This is a genomic window from Paucibacter sp. Y2R2-4 (assembly GCF_025717535.1).
Lineage (GTDB): Bacteria > Pseudomonadota > Gammaproteobacteria > Burkholderiales > Burkholderiaceae_C > Paucibacter_A.
Genome location: NZ_JAJIRO010000001.1, coordinates 1,127,511 through 1,145,280 on the forward strand (window position 1 = coordinate 1,127,511; position 17,770 = coordinate 1,145,280).

At 60.1% G+C, this 17,770-nt stretch carries 14 protein-coding genes; 8 read left to right on the forward strand and 6 right to left on the reverse strand.

Annotated elements, in window-relative coordinates; translation table 11 throughout:
- Positions 1-7: 7 nt before the first annotated feature.
- The gene (locus LNV06_RS04900) at positions 8-760 is read right to left on the reverse strand and encodes an electron transfer flavoprotein subunit beta/FixA family protein (RefSeq protein WP_263537097.1); all 753 of its coding nucleotides are present in this window, start codon (positions 758-760) and stop codon (positions 8-10) included.
- Positions 761-922: 162 nt separating this feature from the next.
- Here LNV06_RS04900 and murI point away from each other — a divergent pair, with 162 nt between their 5' ends.
- Positions 923-1,729 carry a glutamate racemase gene (murI, locus tag LNV06_RS04905; RefSeq protein WP_263537098.1) on the forward strand — a complete coding sequence of 269 codons (807 nt, stop codon included), beginning with the start codon at positions 923-925 and terminating at the stop codon, positions 1,727-1,729.
- Between the two features lie 45 nt (positions 1,730-1,774).
- On the opposite strand, the gene LNV06_RS04910 is transcribed toward murI, so the two are convergent.
- The 5 genes from LNV06_RS04910 to LNV06_RS04930 form a co-directional block, all read right to left on the reverse strand.
- Positions 1,775-2,254, reverse strand: a complete 480-nt coding sequence (locus LNV06_RS04910) for a YfiR family protein (RefSeq protein ID WP_263537099.1) — start codon at positions 2,252-2,254, stop codon at positions 1,775-1,777.
- 74 nt (positions 2,255-2,328) lie between these two features.
- On the reverse strand, positions 2,329-4,314 hold the full coding sequence (locus LNV06_RS04915) for a TonB-dependent receptor plug domain-containing protein (protein WP_263537100.1): 1,986 nt from the start codon (positions 4,312-4,314) through the stop codon (positions 2,329-2,331).
- Between the two features lie 19 nt (positions 4,315-4,333).
- A complete protein-coding gene (locus LNV06_RS04920) occupies positions 4,334-5,602 on the reverse strand; it encodes a sensor domain-containing diguanylate cyclase (RefSeq protein ID WP_263537101.1) in 1,269 nt (422 codons plus the stop codon).
- Between the two features lie 247 nt (positions 5,603-5,849).
- Positions 5,850-6,497, reverse strand: coding sequence for a response regulator (locus LNV06_RS04925; RefSeq protein ID WP_263537102.1), 648 nt, complete (start codon positions 6,495-6,497; stop codon positions 5,850-5,852).
- Complete coding sequence (locus LNV06_RS04930; RefSeq protein ID WP_263537103.1) at positions 6,494-7,636, reverse strand: hybrid sensor histidine kinase/response regulator; 1,143 nt, start codon at positions 7,634-7,636, stop codon at positions 6,494-6,496. The genes LNV06_RS04925 and LNV06_RS04930 overlap by 4 nt, the downstream gene beginning before the upstream one ends.
- Positions 7,637-7,925: 289 nt before the next feature.
- On the opposite strand from LNV06_RS04930, the gene LNV06_RS04935 reads away from it, so the two are divergent.
- The 7 genes from LNV06_RS04935 to LNV06_RS22540 all read left to right on the forward strand — a co-directional run bounded on the left by LNV06_RS04935 (position 7,926) and on the right by LNV06_RS22540 (position 17,754).
- Positions 7,926-8,381 carry a hypothetical protein gene (locus LNV06_RS04935; RefSeq protein WP_263537104.1) on the forward strand — a complete coding sequence of 152 codons (456 nt, stop codon included), beginning with the start codon at positions 7,926-7,928 and terminating at the stop codon, positions 8,379-8,381.
- A 50-nt stretch (positions 8,382-8,431) separates the two neighbouring features.
- Entirely contained in the window at positions 8,432-8,794 is a 363-nt protein-coding gene (locus LNV06_RS04940; RefSeq protein ID WP_263537105.1) for a response regulator, read from the forward strand.
- 25 nt (positions 8,795-8,819) lie between these two features.
- Positions 8,820-10,955, forward strand: a complete 2,136-nt coding sequence (locus LNV06_RS04945) for a chemotaxis protein CheA (RefSeq protein ID WP_263537106.1) — start codon at positions 8,820-8,822, stop codon at positions 10,953-10,955.
- A gap of 42 nt (positions 10,956-10,997) precedes the next feature.
- On the forward strand, positions 10,998-12,818 hold the full coding sequence (locus tag LNV06_RS22535; RefSeq protein WP_411970056.1) for a methyl-accepting chemotaxis protein: 1,821 nt from the start codon (positions 10,998-11,000) through the stop codon (positions 12,816-12,818).
- Positions 12,819-12,867: 49 nt separating this feature from the next.
- Positions 12,868-13,398 (forward strand): chemotaxis protein CheW, encoded by a 531-nt coding sequence (locus tag LNV06_RS04960; RefSeq protein WP_263537107.1) that lies wholly within the window; start codon positions 12,868-12,870, stop codon positions 13,396-13,398.
- 99 nt (positions 13,399-13,497) lie between these two features.
- Positions 13,498-15,639, forward strand: coding sequence for a methyl-accepting chemotaxis protein (locus LNV06_RS04965; RefSeq protein ID WP_263537108.1), 2,142 nt, complete (start codon positions 13,498-13,500; stop codon positions 15,637-15,639).
- A 45-nt stretch (positions 15,640-15,684) separates the two neighbouring features.
- A complete protein-coding gene (locus tag LNV06_RS22540; protein ID WP_318013438.1) occupies positions 15,685-17,754 on the forward strand; it encodes a methyl-accepting chemotaxis protein in 2,070 nt (689 codons plus the stop codon).
- The last annotated feature ends 16 nt before the right edge of the window (positions 17,755-17,770 follow it).

The following is a 17,770-nucleotide window of genomic DNA, read 5'->3' on the forward strand; positions in this document are numbered from 1 at the left end:
TCTGGGGTCAGCCAATGACCTTGGCTTCGTTCTTCAGCTTGTCCACCAAAGCGGCCACATCGGCCACCTTGACGCCGGCGCTGCGCTTCGGCGGCTCTTCCACCTTCAGCGTCTTGATTCGCGGGCTCACGTCCACGCCCAAATCGGCGGGCTTGACCACGTCGAGCTGCTTCTTCTTGGCCTTCATGATGTTGGGCAGCGTCACATAGCGCGGCTCATTCAAGCGCAAGTCGGTGGTGATGACGGCAGGCAGGCTCAGCTTGACGGTTTCCAAACCACCGTCAACTTCACGGGTCACGGCCACGGCATCGGCGCTCAGTTCCACCTTGCTGGCGAATGTGCCTTGCGGCATGCCGGTCAAGGCCGCCAACATCTGGCCGGTTTGATTGCAGTCGTCGTCAATGGCTTGCTTGCCCAAGACCACCAGGCCTGGCTGCTCTTTGTCGACCAGGGCCTTGAGGAGCTTGGCCACGGCCAGCGGCTGCAACTCGGCATCGGTTTCCACCAAGATGGCGCGGTCGGCACCAATGGCCATGGCGGTGCGCAGGGTTTCCTGGCACTGGGTCACGCCGCAAGAAACGGCGATCACCTCGGTGACCAAGCCCTTTTCCTTCAGGCGCACGGCCTCTTCAATGGCGATTTCGTCGAAGGGGTTCATCGACATCTTCACATTGGCGATATCCACGCCCGTGCCGTCGCTCTTGACGCGCACCTTGACGTTGTAGTCGACCACGCGTTTGACTGGGACCAAGACTTTCATCGATTACTCCAAGACGAATTGACGTTAACGTTAATCAGATTCTAAAGGGGTGGCCCCGAGGCCCTGCGCCATCATCGCCGACTTCGACGAAAAAAGCACGATCGTTCTATTTTAACCACGCGCTCGGCGCGGTCCAGCGCAAAAGCTAGACTGCCGCACTCAATGAGTTCCCTCCCTTCTATTTCAACGCCTCGCCTGGGCGTTTTCGATTCCGGCGTAGGCGGCCTGACGGTCTTGCGCGAGTTGCGCCAGCAGCTGCCCAAAGTCGCCATGCACTATGTGGCCGACACTGCGCATGCCCCTTATGGCCTGCGCGACGCGGACTACATCATTGAACGCAGCCTGAAGGTAGGCGGCCATTTGATCGACCAAGGTGCGCGCGTCTTGGTGGTGGCCTGCAATACGGCAACGGCCCATGCCATTGCGGCGCTCAGGCAGCGCTGGCCTGATGTGCCCATCGTCGGCACCGAACCCGGCATCAAGCCTGCCGTGGCCCAAAGCAGTGTTGGTCGCATCGGGGTGATGGCGACGCCCGCTACCATCGCCAGCGCGCGCTTTGCCGGCCTGGTTCAAAAACACGCCGGCAGCGTGCAGGTTTTCAGCCGGGCTTGCCCGGGGCTGGTGGAGTTGATCGAACGCGGCGACTTGCAGTCCGAGGAGTTGCGCGCGCTGCTCGCTCATCTGTGCCAACCCTTGATCGAAGCCGAGGTGGATACGGTGCTGATGGGTTGCACCCATTACCCGCTGATTCAAACGCAGCTTCAAGAGACGCTGGGCTCGCAGGTCAAGCTGCTGAACATCGAATCGGCGGTGGCGCAACAAGCGGCGCGGCAATGGCAAGCACTCGGCTTGCCCTCAGCGCCAGAAGCCGCTCCCCTCTTGCAAACCACCGGGGACGCCGAGTCTCTAAGCCGCTTTGTGCAGCAAGCCTTGCATTGGCCATTGAGCGCCAGCGGCTTGTTGATTTAAAAAAAGTTCAGACCTCGCGCCATCTGGCACACGACGTCCTCTGACTCACCTGACCTCGCGGGCCAGCTTCAACATCTGCGAACTGAGCGACAGGCCACGACGCCTGGCTTCCGTCAGATTGATACGAAAGCTCAGGCCATTCGGCTCGGCAATCAAGCCAATCACGGCGCCGCTGCGGAAGGCCTCCACATTGTCGGCCACCACCAGCAAGGGACCGTTGCCGGCGGCCTCTTGCCAGCGCTGCAAGTCGGCGCGCTCAACAAAGCCCAGGAACAGCAGCTGGCATTGCCCCAACTGCTGAGGGTCGGTCAGATAGCGCATGCGCACTTGCGTCGCCTGATGCGCCTTTTGGGTCAGCGCCTGCATGGACTCTTGCATGCCTTGGCTGCCGGCCACGCAGTAAGTGAACTCCTGCAGTGGCGGCGGCGGCCACTGGGTGAACTGAGCAAAGCGGTAGACAAAAGCTGCTTTGAGCTGGGCATCGTCCATCAGGCCAGCAGGTGCTGGAGCGGCATGTGCAGACATCACAACGGCAGACATTGCCGCCAACAGCCAAAAGCAGCGCAAAAACCAACTCGTCGCCAAGGAGGCCGCCCGCCTCATCGCCCCATCCTCCAGCTCAAGCCCAGCTGCAAAGTGCGCCGCTCTTGGCGCACCTCAGGCTCCGAAGTGCGGGGGCGATCCACATAAGCGTGGTCCGTCAGGTTGTAGACCCCCAGGCTGAACTCCCAGTCCAAGCTGGGACGCCACAGCAAATTGAGGTTATGCACTGCGTAGCCAGGCAAGGACTGCGCCGGGGTGTCGCGCCGACTCATCGCAAAACTCTGCCAGGCCACTTGCAGGGCATCGCCCAGCAAGGGCTGGCTGTAAAGCAACTTGAACAAGGAGCGCGGCGAGTTGCTCAGCGGCGCACCGTTCGCATCCTTGCTGCGCTGCAAGGATAGGCCCAGACGCAAACGCGCCCCTTGATCCCAGCGCCGTTCCACATCCAGCTCGGCGCCATAGGTGCGCATGCTGGCATTGTTCTCATAAATGGGCAGATCCACCTGGTTCTGATCGATCAGATCCGTCAAGCGCGAGGCGTATAGGGACGCACGGTACTGCAGCTGCGAGGTCAAGGACTGCTCCCAAGCAAGCTCAAAGGACTTGATCTGCTCAGGCTTCGGTGTTGGGGCCTCCCAAGAAGCGTTCACAGCAAACTCATTGAGATTGGCTGCTCGAAACGCGCTGCCGTACATCAGGCGCAAGGTGGCGTCGGGGATGCCACTCCAAACCCAGGCCAAGCGGGGGTTCAGGCGCGCTTTGGCCACATTCGACGCATCGCGGCGCAGACCAAAGATCAGGCGCTGCGACTCGCTGAGCTGCCATTCGTCCTGGATGAACCAAGCGGTCCGGCGATTGACACCGTAGTACTCCTGAATCGGCGGATCCCCTTCGTCGCCGAGCAAGATGCGCTGCTCGCGATCGTCTTGCACCTCCAGGCCCGCCATCAGCACATGCCGCTCAAATTGCCGGGTACTCAGCCTGAGATCCCAGTTCGTCCAACGGCCCAAAGAGGTCGCACCGAAGAAACGCTGCTGATGCGTGACTGGATCTAAAAAGGGATAGCGCTCGCGATAGGTGTGGCTCTTGGCTGAGACGCTGGCAAACAAGTCCCAGTCTGGGCCTAGGCTGCGCTCATGACTCAGGCTGATAAAGCGGTTGTAGTACAGCAGATAGGCCTGCGAAAGAACATCCTCTTCGCTACCTTCAAGAGCACTGGGCACTCCTTGGGTCAAATCGGTAGCGCCGAAGCGCAAGGCCCAAGCGCCCGCGTTGAAGCTGCCTGTGAGGCGCTTGCTACGATCCCAGAGTCGCTCGCGAATGTCTTTCTCAAACTCGCTCGGCACGGCATAAGGCAAGGGCCGCTCATCTTGGCGTGCGCCGCTGGCAGACAACCAGCCCTCCCAGCCTGCTTCTGAGCGGTAGCCCCAGCTCGCGCGCAGTTGCTGTAACCCTTGTGAGTCCAAACCGGTCCGTATCTGCAGGCCGCCCAAGGTGTCCGCCCTTTTGGTCAGCACGTTGACGACGCCCAAAAAGGCGTTATTGCCGTACAAGGCCGAACCCGGCCCGGGCGCGAACTCGACCCGATCGATCAGGTCAATATCGAGAAAGAACTCTTCGCCAATCTGAGCCGCGTCATAAACGTTCTCATTGATGCGCATGCCATCAATAAGAAACAAGAGCCGGGTGTTCAGATCCCCAGGCCGCCCCAAGCCACGCGCCCCGATGTAGTTGAAGCTGCTTCCCTTGGTGACATAGAGGCCGGGCATGGCCCGCAAAATATCGGCCATGGACCGGAAGCCATGGCGTGCGATGTCCTCTGCCGTGAGCACATAGGTGGTACTGGGCGCTTGTGCTGCACTTTGCGAAAAACGCGAAGCGGTGCTCACTTCGACATCCCTCGGCACCTGCTTGAGCGGCTGCCGCAACAACTCTTCCAAGCCGAGCTCGACATCCGGCGGAGCGCTTGTGACCGCCGTGCCTTGAGCCAGTGCGCTGCAGCCCCAAAGGCACAGGCCGATGCCGACCAGAATTGGCCGCAAGAACCAAGGCCCCCTGCCCTCAAGCGCCGCCACGATTCACCCGCCTGTAGGTGTTTTTACCGGCGCGCTTGGCCGCATACATGGCCACGTCAGCCGCGCTCAAGAGCTGAGGCGCATCCACCTCATCGGTCGGGCAAAACGCCAGGCCTACGGTCGCGCCAATCGGCATCCAATGCCCACCAATCACCATGGGCTCGCGAATCGCAGCGATCAGGCGCAGGGCCAGCTGCTCTGCCGAACCTTCATCGGGAAGATTCGGCAGGATCAAAGCAAACTCATCGCCCCCCAAGCGGCACAACACATCACCGGCACGCAAAACCTGCGTCATGCGCTGCGCTACTTCGAGCAAGACAGCATCACCGGCATCATGACCGTGGCGGTCATTGACCGTCTTGAAGTTATCGAGATCAATGAACATCAAGGCCATTAAATGAACCTCTTGGCAGCTCGCCGCCATATGACGCTGCAAGGCCGATTGGAAGTAAAGCCGGTTCGGCAATTGGGTCAGGCTGTCGCGATGCGCCAGCAGTTCGAACTGCTGGCCGGCTTGCTGCTCCTGACGCAGTTGCTGGTTCAGCTCGGCCTGGCTGATTTCCACCCGCTTGAGCATTTGATTGAAGCGCTCACTCAGGCGCCCCACCTCGTCAAAGCGATGCACCTTGGCACGCTGGCTGTAGTCTTGGTTGAGTGCCACTTGCTCAGCCAGATCCGACAGCTCCACGATAGGCGCCAGGGCCTTGCGCTGCACCCAGCGCAACAAGCGACCCGCCAGCACGATGGCCAGGCCGATCAGTGCCGCGGCCAGCGCCACCATGCGAAGAACGGCCAACTGCACTCGCTGCAAGCCCTCTTTCATGCCCAGATAGCCGACCAACTCTTGCTTGAAGCGAATCGGAACCCAGACCTCCACCTCACGCCAATGCATGGTGCGCAAGGTGCCTGAGGTCGCTAACTGGCTGGGCAGCAACGCCAGGGCGCTGACCCCTTGAGGCGGCCATTGAGCAAAGACTTGCTTGCTTGCGTTACTGACCCGCATGAGGCGTTCATCGCTTTGAAGCGCAAACGAAGCCAGTTCCTGAGCGGCGGCGCCTCGGTCCTCAAACACCAGCATGGGCGCCAGGCTATTGGCCAAGAGCTCGGCGCTGTGCTCGGCGGCTTCGGCCTGCAGATCGCGTGCCGCTAGCAAAGAGGCAATGGCAATCAGTGCGAACGTGGCCAGCAAGGTGGCCGAGAGCGCCAACAAATTCAAGCGCGTCAGGCGCTCGACCAAAGAATCCCCGCCTTCCACCGCCGCGCTCTTGCTCGGGGGAAGAGAAGAATGAGCTCCGACAAGCTTGGGCGACTCGATGTTTGTCACGCGCGATAAAACCGTGGGCTGAGCGAGCCAACTTCACGACGAAGTTGGCACAGCCCGGTTTCTACCATGGACCTATGCGACCGGTCGGCTGAAATAGCCGGGTCAAAAGCGCGCAAGCCTGGCGAGTGACGCGATTCAGCGCCCCGCCCCCAACAAGCAGCTGGGCCTGGCGCAGAACTTAGCTGGCGACCAAGCCGTTGCGAATCGCGTACACCGTCAATTCGGAATTGTTCGCCAAGCCCAATTTTTCCAAGACACGGGCGCGGTAGACGCTGACGGTCTTGGGGCTGAGCATCAACTCTTCCGCAATATCGCTCAAGCGCTTGCCGGAAGCGATCATCACCAAAGTTTGCAATTCCCGGTCGGACAATTTCTGGTGCGCCAACTCATTGACCGGCGCTGTCAGGCTCTCAACCAGCATCTGGGCGATTTCAGGCGTCACATACTTGCGCCCCTGCGCCACCGTGCGCACCGCTTGCACCAGCACCTGCGGGTCACCACCCTTGTTGACATAGCCAAAAGCACCGGCCCTGAGCGCCCGAATGGCATATTGGTCTTCCGGGTACATAGACACGATCAAGGTGCGGATGGTGGTGCCCTCATCCTTCATCACATGCAAGACGTCCAAGCCGCTGCGTCCCGGCATATTGATATCCAGCACCAGCACATCGCAACCGCCGCTCGGCCCCAAGTCGCGCAGCAGGCTGCGCAACTCACCATAGTCGCCGGCCTCGCCCACCACTTCGATATCAGCCACATCCGACAAGGTGTCCCGGATGCCGCGCCGGATCAGCGCATGGTCGTCGCAAAGAATCACTTTGATCATGAATTGCCCCAGGCCGAGCCTTCTTGAGCGGGCACCGGGTTGTCATCCCCCAGCAAACCGCCCTCTTCGGCACGCAGCGGCACCGAAAGTATCAGGCTCACGCCCTTGCTATTGCTGCTCAAGTCCACCCATCCTCCTACCGTTGCCGCGCGCTCGTGCAAGCCGCGAATCCCAAAGCTGCGCGCCTTGGCCAAGGCACCGGGTGAAATCCCCAAGCCATTGTCGCTGACTTCAAGCGTTAGCACCCCAGAGTCAATGCTCAGGTCGATGTCGACCCGGCTGGCCTGGGCATGCTTGGAAACATTGGTCAGCGCCTCTTGCGCCGTCCGGTAAGCCACCAAAGGCACGCCGGCCGGTAAATTCATTTGTTCACTGCTGGTGCGCAGCACCACCGTGATGCCGGTGCGCCGCTCAAAGCGTGCTGCCATCCATTGCACCGCCGCCACCAAGCCTTGCTCAAGAATGGCCGGACGCAGGTTTTGCATGATGCGCTGACTGGCCTCGATGGCCGCGGTCACGGTTTCAAGTGCGGACTCGACCCGTTGCAGCACGCCTGCATCCTTGGCATGGCGATTGATCCAAGCCAAATCAAACTTCAAGGCCGTCAGCGAGCCACCCACATCATCATGGATCTCGCGCGCAATCGCCGCACGCTCCATCTCAACGCTGGTCTGCAAATGGCCGGCCAACTCATGCAGACGTTGCTTGGACTTGAGTAGCTCCCGGTCGGCCTCGATGCGCGCCCGCTCCGACTCGCTGGCTTCAATCGCATGCAACAAAGCCGGTGCCAAACGCGCCAAATCTTTTTTCAACAAGTAGTCAGAGGCGCCGGTGCGCATCGCCGCAACGGCGGTGTCTTCACCAATCTCGCCAGAGACCAAGATGAAGGGCAGCAAGACCTTGCTTTCCTTCAAAAGGTCAAGGACCAAGAGTCCGGAGAATCCCGGCAAGTTGTAGTCCGAGATGATGGCGTCCCAGGGCTGCGTCAGCGCCTGCTTGATCTCGGGCAAGGTGTCCAAGCGCTCGAGTTCGATATCTAGGCCGGCACGGCGCAATTGAGCCATGATCAGCTGATGATCGAGCTCGGAATCTTCTATATGGAGGACGCGCAATCGGCGATCGGCGGTTGGAATCGACATGGGGGCGAAGTATGCAGGCATTGCGTGACCCTCGCCCTGGGGGGATACCGTCTCTTTCTTGCAAATTTCGGCGAAACCGAGCAAAAGAAAGGGTTTACCCCTATTCTTGCTACAACACGAAGGCCGATCCCCAGAAATAGCCCGCTTCTGTCCGCATTGTCTTGTCGACACGCACGCCAGAAATGCCGAAGATGCAGGCAAGCAAATGGTCGCCGCGATGCGCAAAATGGGCCAGCCCTGAGTGGGGCCAGGTTTTGCCTTCCGGGGGAACAAAAAGTGTGGAGCAAAGATGCTGATGAATGAAACACCAGACCCCTCCGACCAGGGGATGATTCCGTTGCTGGTGGCCGCTGAGCTTCAGGATCACCTGATGACGGTGACCAATGATCTGGAGCGTTTGCAGCGCTTGCTCGATGATGCGGGCGAAGCGCTCTCGACCCATTTCTACAGCGCCTCCAGTCATGTCAGCGGCCTGCTGCGCCGCGACCCGAACGCACCCGATGCGCCGGTACTGAACAAGGTGATCGAGGACATTGCCGGCGCCATCACCGCCCTGCAATTCCAAGACATGGCCACTCAATTGATTGCCCACACCAGTCAAAGACTGCGAAATTGTGCCGATCAGCTCGCCCGTGACACTTTTGGCGACGACGAGGAAGGCGAAACGATTGTCGAAATCGCTCCCTTGCGGCCAAATCCAGTCACTCAGGATGAGATGGACGCAGGTTCAATCGAATTGTTCTAAAGATCCCCAGAAATTTCCCGAAATCAGCTTGATACCCCGGAGAGACAACAATGCACTCAATCCTTGCCGTGGACGATTCGGCCTCGATGCGCCAAATGGTCGCCTTCACACTCAAAAACGCCGGCTTCAATGTGGTTGAAGCGGTTGATGGGCAAGACGCCTTGGAAAAGTCGGGCACACGAGATTTCGACCTGGTGCTGACGGACCAGAACATGCCGCGCATGGATGGCATCAGCTTGACTAAAAAGCTGCGTGACAACCCCAAGTTCAAGACCACACCTATTCTGATCTTGACGACGGAATCCAGCGACCAGATGAAGCAAGCGGGTCGCGCTGCAGGCGCCACTGGCTGGCTGGTCAAACCCTTTGACCCGGCCAAGCTGATCGAAGTGATCGGCAAAGTGATTCGTTGAAGCCTCGTCAACTCTGGAGCAAAGCATGGGAGAAATGACGTCTGAAGGCGCCAGCCTGAGTGCAGGCATCGACCTGAGCCAGTTTTACCAAGTCTTTTTCGAAGAAGCGAGCGAGAACCTCGACAATATGGAACAGCTGCTGCTGAACCTGAATGTCGAGACGGCCGACGACGAAGAACTCAATGCCATCTTCCGTTGCGCACACTCCATCAAGGGCGGCGCCGCCACCTTTGGTTTTGGTGATGTTGCCGAGCTGACCCACCAGATGGAGACGCTGCTGGACAAGCTGCGTCGCCACGAGTTGAAAGCCACCTCACCGATGGTGGACACTTTGCTGCAATCGGGCGATGCGCTGCGGGCGCAACTCGGTCGTCACCAGGGTTCCGGTGCCGATGCGGTGGACACCAGCGATTTGCTGACCAGCATTCGCGGCTTTGTCGAAGGCGAATCTGAGGGCGACTTCTCTGCCCCAACGCCGGCACCAGCCCCCAAGGCCAGCAGCCCGGCACCGAGTCCTGCGGCCGCCTCCAAAACCGCCGCCAAACCCGGCGTGCGCGAGTTGGAATTGCAAGTCGGTCCGCTGACCGATATGAGTCTGACCGACAACCTGGTCGACTTGTTCAAAGAGATCACCGACCTCGGCACGATTGAGCCGCTCGACGGCGGCGTGCCGGCCGAAGGCATTCGCCGCTTCAAGGTCCTGACCAGCAGCACCGACAGCGATTTGCTGGATCTGTTCACCTTCCATGTGGCACGAGAGCAAGTCAAGCTCTTGCCCTTCGGCCCCGGCTTTGGCTTCCACGACGGTGCCCCCGGCTCGCCGCCCGCCGCCAAGGAAGAAGCGGACCTGGGTTATGGCTTCTTTGACAATGCGCCCGGCATCCCAGAAGGCAGCGCCGCCAGCAACGAACTGAAAGTTCAAGCGGAAGCGCCAAAGCCCGCTGTAGTGCCGCAAGCTGCCGCGCGTGCGGAAGCCCGTCCTGCTGCGGCAGGCATGGAACAGTCGACGCTGCGGGTCTCGATTGAGAAGGTCGATCAGCTGATCAATCTGGTCGGCGAGTTGGTGATCACCCAAGCCATGTTGGCGCAGAACAGCCGTGATGTCGCGCCGGGCCTGTACCAGCAACTCACCTCGGGACTGGCCGATCTGGAGCGCAACACCCGCGACTTGCAGGAATCGGTGATGTCGATTCGGATGATTCCGATGTCGGTCGTCTTCAACCGCTTCCCGCGCATGTTGCGTGACCTCGCCGCCAAGCTGGGCAAAAAGGTCGAACTGGTCACCCAGGGTGAAGCCACCGAGTTGGACAAGAGCTTGGTTGAGAAGATCACCGACCCGCTCACCCACTTGGTTCGTAACAGCTGCGACCACGGCATCGAGCAACCTGCCGATCGTCTGGCCAAAGGCAAGCCCGAACACGGCACCATCACCCTGGTCGCTTCACATCAGGGCGGCTCCATCGTGATCGAGGTGCGCGACGACGGCAACGGCCTGAACCGCAACAAGCTGATCAAGAAAGCCCGAGAAAAAGGCATCGACGCGCCTGATTCCATGACCGACTCCGAGGTCTGGAATCTGATCTTCGCGCCAGGCTTCTCGACCGCCGACCAAGTGACCGATGTGTCGGGCCGCGGCGTCGGCATGGACGTGGTGAAGAAGAACATCACCTCGCTGGGTGGCACGGTCGAGATCGATTCGGCCGAAGGCTACGGCATGAAGGTCTCGGTGCGCTTGCCGCTGACGCTGGCCATCATGGACGGCATGAGTGTGGGCGTGGGCGATGAGGTTTACATCTTGCCGCTGTCCTCCGTAGTCGAGTCCTTCCAAGTGCAAGCCGACACCATCAAGACGGTGGCTGGCTCAGGCCGGGTCGTCGAGGTTCGCGATGAGTACATGCCGGTGATCGGCCTGGAAACCATCTTCAATGTGCCTCGCTTCGATTTTGAACATGTCAGCACCATCATGGTGGTGGTCGAGGCTGAAGGTGGACGTGTCGCACTGCTGGTGGATGAACTGCTCGGCCAGCAACAAGTGGTGGTGAAAAACCTGGAAGCCAATTACCGCAAGGTGACGGACGTTTCGGGCGCCACCATCATGGGCGATGGCCGAGTCGCACTGATTCTCGATGTGGGCAGCTTGGTGCGCCGCTCGCGCAACTGAAGTCGGCGTGGACTTCACTTCCCTACACAAAGGTAGCCTTCGATGAATATGAGCGAGATGCTCCGTCAGTTCAGTATCCGGACACGCATGATTGGTGCCATCGCCATGGTGTTGGCGCTTCTGGTCATCGTGGGCGGTGTCGGCCTACTGGGCATGAATTCGATGCGCGACCAGACCCACCAGTTCGCTGAAAATTCGGTCGCCAAAGCCAATGCCTCTGCAGGGTTGGTTAAGGCCATGGGCGATCTGCGCCGGCGCGAGAAGGACATGATCATCAACTACGACAAGCCCGAGACCGTCAAGGCCGAGCATGCCAAGTGGGATGAGTCGCGACAGGCATTTGCCAAGCTGATCAGCAGCTTGCAAACCAGCCAGCAGGACGGCAGCTCTGCAGTGCTGAAGCAAATCATGCCTTTGATGGAAGATTACGCCAGCAAGGCCGCGCCCATCTTGGCTCAGCTTGAAGCCGGAGCCTATGACAACGCCGCCCTTGCCGACAAGCTCTTGAACGGGGCCAAAGACAGCATCTGGCAAGCCGACAAGCTGCTGGGTGAGTTGCAAGCGGAACTGGACAAGGCCTCCGCAGCAACCCAAGCGCAGGCACAAGCAACGCAAGAGCGCATGCTGACGATCTTCATCATCGTGCTGGCCCTCAGTGCCGCCATCGTGGTGCCGTTGACGCTGCTGAATATGCACAGCATCTGCAAACCCTTGGCCGAGGCCGAGGAATTGGCAGACGCAATCGCCAAGGGTGACTTGACCGGCTCCTCTGTGCATGTGGTCGGGCAGGACGAAGCCTCGCATCTGATGCGCTCGCTGCAGCACATGCAGCAAGCCTTGCAAAGCCTGGTGGGTCAGTTGCGCACCTCGGCCGACAGCATCCGTACTGCATCGGTAGAAATTGCCACGGGCAACCAGGACTTGTCCGGTCGTACCGAACAAACCGCCTCCAATCTGCAACAGGCCGCATCGTCGATGGTGCAATTGACAGGCACAGTCAAGCAAACCGCCGACTCGGCCCGCACGGCCAATCAATTGGCCACCTCGGCATCGCATGCAGCGGCCAAGGGGGGTGAAGTCGTGGGCCAAGTGGTCTCGACCATGGACGAGATCAACACCAGTTCCAAGAAGATCAGCGACATCATTGGCGTGATCGACGGTATCGCCTTCCAGACCAATATCTTGGCCTTGAATGCCGCAGTTGAAGCGGCTCGCGCCGGCGAGCAAGGTCGTGGCTTTGCCGTGGTAGCCAGCGAAGTCCGCTCCTTGGCGCAGCGCAGCGCCGAAGCGGCACGTGAAATCAAGACTCTGATCGGCGCCAGCGTCGAGCGAGTTGAGACCGGCTCACGCTTGGTGCAAGAGGCAGGCGAGTCGATGACCGACATCGTCTCCAGTGTGCAGCGCGTCTCGGACATCATTGGCGAGATCACTGCAGCCGCCAGCGAGCAAAGCGATGGCATTGGCCAGGTAAATCAGTCGGTGGTTCAGCTGGATCAAATGACCCAACAGAACGCGGCCCTGGTTGAAGAATCGGCTGCAGCAGCGGAAAGCCTGAAGGACCAGGCCGAGCGCTTGGCTGAGGCTGTCGATAAATTCAAAATCAGTGCAACGAGCGCAAAGAGCATCAAGAGCGGCTCTCACAGCATGAAGCACGGGACGTCCGCCGGTTTCGCCGCCAGCAGGGCCCCCAGCCCGAAACCCTCATCGGCCAAGGCACCCTTCAAAGCTCCGGCCTACTCCGGGGCCAAGAGTGGCGCGTCGCCGGCTGCGAGCACCGCTTCATTTGCGACCGCCAAGGCAGCCCCCAAGCCCTCACCTTCGCCGGCCCCAAGCCAATCTGAGTCCGAGTGGGAGTCGTTCTGACACCCTGCCCTTTCATTTCTTCCATTCCGCACACATAACGAGGTAAGCCATGGAAACGACCCGAGAAAACGTGCCGGCCATTCGCCAAGAAACGGGCAATCTCGCCTTGCGCAGCCGCGGCCCGGCCAGCGGCGAATTCCTGACTTTCCGGCTGGGCGCCGAAGAGTACGGTATTGATATTCTGAAAGTCCAAGAGATCCGCTCCTACGAGCCGCCAACTCGCATCGCCAATGCGCCGGATTTCATCAAGGGCGTGGTCAATCTGCGCGGCGTGATCGTGCCTATCGTCGACTTGCGCTTGAAACTGGGCTGCCCCTCGGCCGAGTACAACAGCTTCACCGTGGTGATCGTGCTGAACGTCCGCAATCGCGTGGTTGGCGCTGTGGTCGACTCAGTCTCTGATGTTTTGGAGCTGAACAAAGATGCCATCCGCCCAGCGCCCGAGCTGAGCTCGGCTTCGGTGGACACCAGCTTCATCACCGGCATTGGCACCGTCAATGACCGCATGTTGATCTTGATGGACATCGAAGGCCTGATGAGCAGTGCCGACATGGGCCTGATGGATTCTCTGACCATGTAAGTCGTCGGATCGAGTCCCGCGCTACATGTGCCCTGGAGAGTCTGCAGGTGCAAATAGCAGCGACATGTGTTTTGCTGATCTGAAAGGCAAAGAGTTGTTATGGCAACGGGCTCCACATCAATCGCCAGGCGGGTTTCAACCCTAGGCGGAATCGCGCTCGCCTTGGTGCTGCTGAGCGTCAGCGGCATCGTCAGTGTCATGCTGACGCGCGATGCTCACCAACGTGTACTCACCTGGGTGGGCGACAAAGCACAGTCGCTGGTCGACTCCATGCAGGTGATGGACGAGTCTTCTCGCATCCTGGTTGAGCGAAATTTCGGCTCCCTGCGTCAAGAGTTTGGCCCCAGCTTTTCACTCGACGAGGCCACCGGTGACTTGCGCGACTGGGGCCCCAAGCTGAATGGCAACTTCACTCAAGTTGACAAATTCGCTGGCGCAACCGGAGGCGTAGCTACCGTCTTTGCCCTCAAAGGCGACGACTTTGAGCGCATCACCACCTCCCTGAAGAAGCCCAATGGCGAACGCGCCATGGGCACCATGCTGGGCAAGAATCACCCAGCCTATGAAGCGGCCAAAGCCGGCAAGCCCTTTTCAGGGCGAGCCGTCTTGTTCGGCCGGGCCTATATGACCCATTACGAGCCGATCAAGAACGACGACGGCAAGCTTATTGGTCTGCTCTTTGTTGGATTCGATCTCGATGCTTCAGTGGTCGCCATGCAAACCCTTGCCGAAAAGGCAAAGTTCTTTGAAAACGGCGGCACTTATCTGGTTTCGGTCGAGGGGGATCCGGCCCAAGCGATTTTTCTCGCCCACCCAACGGCCAAGGGGAAGTTGGTCCGCGAAGCCTATCCGGGTTTTGACAAGGTGCTCGCCGAATTGGGGCAGAGCCCGGATGGCTACCTCGCCGATGTACCGAATGTCTTGGGTTCCCCTCGTGACGATAACTTCGCCGTAGTTCGAAAGAACGAGAAATCCGGCGTCTGGGTGATTGCCCAGGTGTCACGCGGAGAGGCCATGGCCTCCCACTGGGCCACGCTGATCCCCTTTTGGATCATGCTGGGCTTGACCACTGCAGGCTTGGCCTACGGCTTGTTTTGGATGATGCGCCACTGGGTGGCGCAACCCCTGGGAACCTTGACCCAGGCGGTGGGCACCATCGCCCAAGGCGATCTTTCACATGCTGTCGACAGCCAACGTAACGATGAAATTGGTTTGTTGATCCAACAAACCGAATCCATGCGACAGCGTTTGGCGGAGACCATAGGCACGGTGCGCCTGTCAGTGGACTCCATTGGCACGGCCAGCGCGGAAATTGCCACCGGCAATCAAGACTTGAGTCAACGTACCGAGCAGACCGCCTCCAACCTCCAGTTGGCATCCTCTTCGATGACCGAGCTGACCAGCACGGTACGGCAGACCGCGGAATCCGCGCGTACCGCCAATCAATTGGTGTCCTCCGCTTCCGGTGCGGCCGCCAAGGGCGGGCAGGTGGTGGGTCAGGTAGTGTCCACCATGGACGAGATCAACACCAGCTCGCGCAAGATCAACGACATCATCGGCGTCATTGACGGCATCGCCTTCCAGACCAATATCTTGGCCCTGAACGCCGCCGTCGAAGCCGCGCGCGCCGGTGAGCAAGGACGAGGCTTTGCCGTTGTGGCCAGCGAAGTTCGCTCGCTGGCGCAACGCAGTGCAGCGGCCGCCAAGGAAATCAAGACCCTGATCGGCGCGAGCGTAGAACGCGTCGAAGTCGGGTCTCGACTGGTGCAAGAGGCCGGTATCTCGATGAACGAGATTGTCTCCAGTGTGCAGCGCGTGCAAGACATCATTGGCGAAATCACCGCCGCAGCCAGCGAGCAAAGCGAAGGCATTGGCCAAGTCAACCAGTCGGTGGTTCAACTCGATCAAATGACGCAGCAGAACGCGGCTTTGGTGGAAGAGTCGGCCGCTGCTGCGGAAAGTCTCAAGGGGCAAGCTCAGTTGCTGGTGGAAGCCGTGGCCATGTTCAAAGTGGCTCAATCGGCTCAACGCCACCCGCAGCCCCCCGCCGCCCCAAGTCTGGCGCTTCACGCCAGCAGCGCCAAGCCCTTTGCTAAGGCCTCAAGTCCTAAGCCCAGGCCTGCCAAAAAAGCGGCACCGGCACGTTCAACACCGTCGGCCGCGCCTGAACCTGCCGTCAGCAAAGCCTCGGCAACCCCATCCGCACCAGCCAGCAATGAGAGTGACTGGGAGAGTTTTTGATCTAGGCGCCTAGCGCCATCTAAGTTCGTTGAGGAGACCCCATCGATGTTTGACTCGATCAAGACCCGTCTGATAGCCCTGAGCATTGCCGTTGTGGCGGTGACTTTGTGCATTGCGACCATCGCTAACTACATCATTGTGCGGGGTCACACCCAGACCGCCGTGTTGGCCAATTTGAATGAGCAGGAGGCCGCCCGGGCCGCCTCGATCAGCCAATGGATCCGCTCCCAACGCGACATCGTCACCGCGCTGAGCCCTGTGGTGCAGCAGGCCGAGCCCGTGCCCTTCTTGGTACAAGCTGCGAAGTCCGGCGCCTTGGAAGCGGCCTATGTGGGCCACGCCGACAAACGCATTTTGTTCAACACACCTCAGAATCTCCCCCCAGGCTATGACCCCACTGGCCGGCCTTGGTACACCCAAGCCGCAGCCAGCTCAGGCGTTGTACTGACGGAACCCTATGTGGACGCGGCCCGGCAACAACTGGTGGTGACTTTTGCACTGGGCATCAAGGAAGGCGGCCAAACCAAGGCCGTCGTGGCCACCGATGTGTTCCTGAACGAGGTGGTGAATACGGTAAAGGCAATCAAGCCAACGCCCAATGGTTTCGCCTTTCTGGCTTCCACCAAGGGCAATATCGTCGCCCACCCGGACGCCAAACTGGCCCTCAAACCCATCACCGACCTGTCGCCTCAGCTCGACGGCAAGGCCATGAAGCAGATTCAGGAAACCGGCGCCAATTGGGTTGAAGCCCGCATCGGCGACGAGGACTATTTGCTGCGCGGTGTGGCCATCCCTGACACCGACTGGATTCTGGTCGCCGCGGCCAACAAGAGCGAAGCGCTGGCTTCGCTGAGCGCTTTGCTGCGAGCTGCTGCGGTGATTTTGGTGCTTGTGATGCTGGTGGCGGGTTTGTTGATGGCCGGCGTCATCACCACCATGCTCCGAGGTTTGGAACGCGTGCGCAGTGCCTTGGACGAAATCAGTGCCGGTGGCGGCGACCTGACTCAACGCCTGCCCGAAGCCGGGCGCGATGAAATCTCACGAATCGCAGCGTCCTTCAACCTCTTCACTGAAAAGATCCAAAAAATCTTGCTGGATGTGCGCTCGGCCAGCAACTCCATCACCACCGCGTCCAGCGAGATTGCGCTGGGTGCTCAAGACCTGTCGCAGCGCACCGAGCAGACAGCCTCCAATCTGCAGCAAGCGGCCTCCTCGATGGAGCAATTGACCGGCACCGTGCGCCAGACCGCGGACGCTGCCCAGACCGCCAATCAGCTGGCCTCGTCGGCCTCATCCGCCGCAGCCAAAGGCGGTGAAGTGGTCAGCCAGGTGGTCACCACCATGGACGAGATCAACAACAGCTCGAAGAAGATCAGTGACATCATTGGCGTCATTGATGGCATTGCCTTCCAGACCAATATCTTGGCGCTGAATGCAGCCGTTGAAGCCGCTCGCGCTGGCGAACAAGGCCGCGGCTTTGCGGTGGTGGCCAGCGAAGTGCGCTCTTTGGCACAACGCAGTGCTGAAGCCGCCAAAGAAATCAAGGGCCTGATCGGAGCCAGCGTTGATCGCGTGGAAGTGGGCTCCAAGCTGGTGGAAGCGGCCGGCGCCTCAATGAACGATATCGTGTCGAGCGTGCAGCGGGTCACCGACATCATTGGCGAGATCACCGCAGCGTCCAGTGAGCAGAGCGAAGGCATCGGCCAGGTCAATGGCGCGGTGGTTCAACTGGACCAGATGACGCAGCAGAACGCCGCCCTGGTCGAAGAATCTGCGGCCGCTGCCGAGAGTTTGAAAGACCAAGCCCAACGGCTGACCGAAGTCGTGTCGGTCTTCAAGCTCAGCAGCCATGAGGGGCAAACGCAGTACAAGGCCCCGGCCAAGTCAAGCTCCAGCGCCAAGGGGGGCAACAAACCTTCGTCGGGCTTGGGCGGCTCTTCGTTCAAATCAAGCGCGAAGCCAGCGGCGAGCAGCGCCGCAAAATCGCCATCCGGCGGAGCGGCGTCTTCCTCAGCCAGCGCTCCAGCGGCCTCGGCTGCCCCAAGCCCTCGCCCAGCGCCGGCCCCCGCGCCATCAGCCAGCTCGGACGATCACGGCGACTGGCAATCGTTCTAAAGACAGCGCGAAATCA

Coding starts and splice junctions, on each gene's coding strand:
- LNV06_RS04945 (WP_263537106.1), top strand. CDS start 8,820: ATGGGAGAAATGACGTCTGAAGGCGCCAGCCTGAGTGCAGGCATCGAC.
- LNV06_RS04900 (WP_263537097.1), bottom strand. CDS start 760: ATGAAAGTCTTGGTCCCAGTCAAACGCGTGGTCGACTACAACGTCAAG.
- LNV06_RS04960 (WP_263537107.1), top strand. CDS start 12,868: ATGGAAACGACCCGAGAAAACGTGCCGGCCATTCGCCAAGAAACGGGC.
- LNV06_RS04940 (WP_263537105.1), top strand. CDS start 8,432: ATGCACTCAATCCTTGCCGTGGACGATTCGGCCTCGATGCGCCAAATG.
- LNV06_RS04910 (WP_263537099.1), bottom strand. CDS start 2,254: ATGTCTGCACATGCCGCTCCAGCACCTGCTGGCCTGATGGACGATGCC.
- LNV06_RS04935 (WP_263537104.1), top strand. CDS start 7,926: ATGCTGATGAATGAAACACCAGACCCCTCCGACCAGGGGATGATTCCG.
- murI (WP_263537098.1), top strand. CDS start 923: ATGAGTTCCCTCCCTTCTATTTCAACGCCTCGCCTGGGCGTTTTCGAT.
- LNV06_RS22535 (WP_411970056.1), top strand. CDS start 10,998: ATGAATATGAGCGAGATGCTCCGTCAGTTCAGTATCCGGACACGCATG.
- LNV06_RS04930 (WP_263537103.1), bottom strand. CDS start 7,636: ATGTCGATTCCAACCGCCGATCGCCGATTGCGCGTCCTCCATATAGAA.
- LNV06_RS22540 (WP_318013438.1), top strand. CDS start 15,685: ATGTTTGACTCGATCAAGACCCGTCTGATAGCCCTGAGCATTGCCGTT.
- LNV06_RS04965 (WP_263537108.1), top strand. CDS start 13,498: ATGGCAACGGGCTCCACATCAATCGCCAGGCGGGTTTCAACCCTAGGC.
- LNV06_RS04925 (WP_263537102.1), bottom strand. CDS start 6,497: ATGATCAAAGTGATTCTTTGCGACGACCATGCGCTGATCCGGCGCGGC.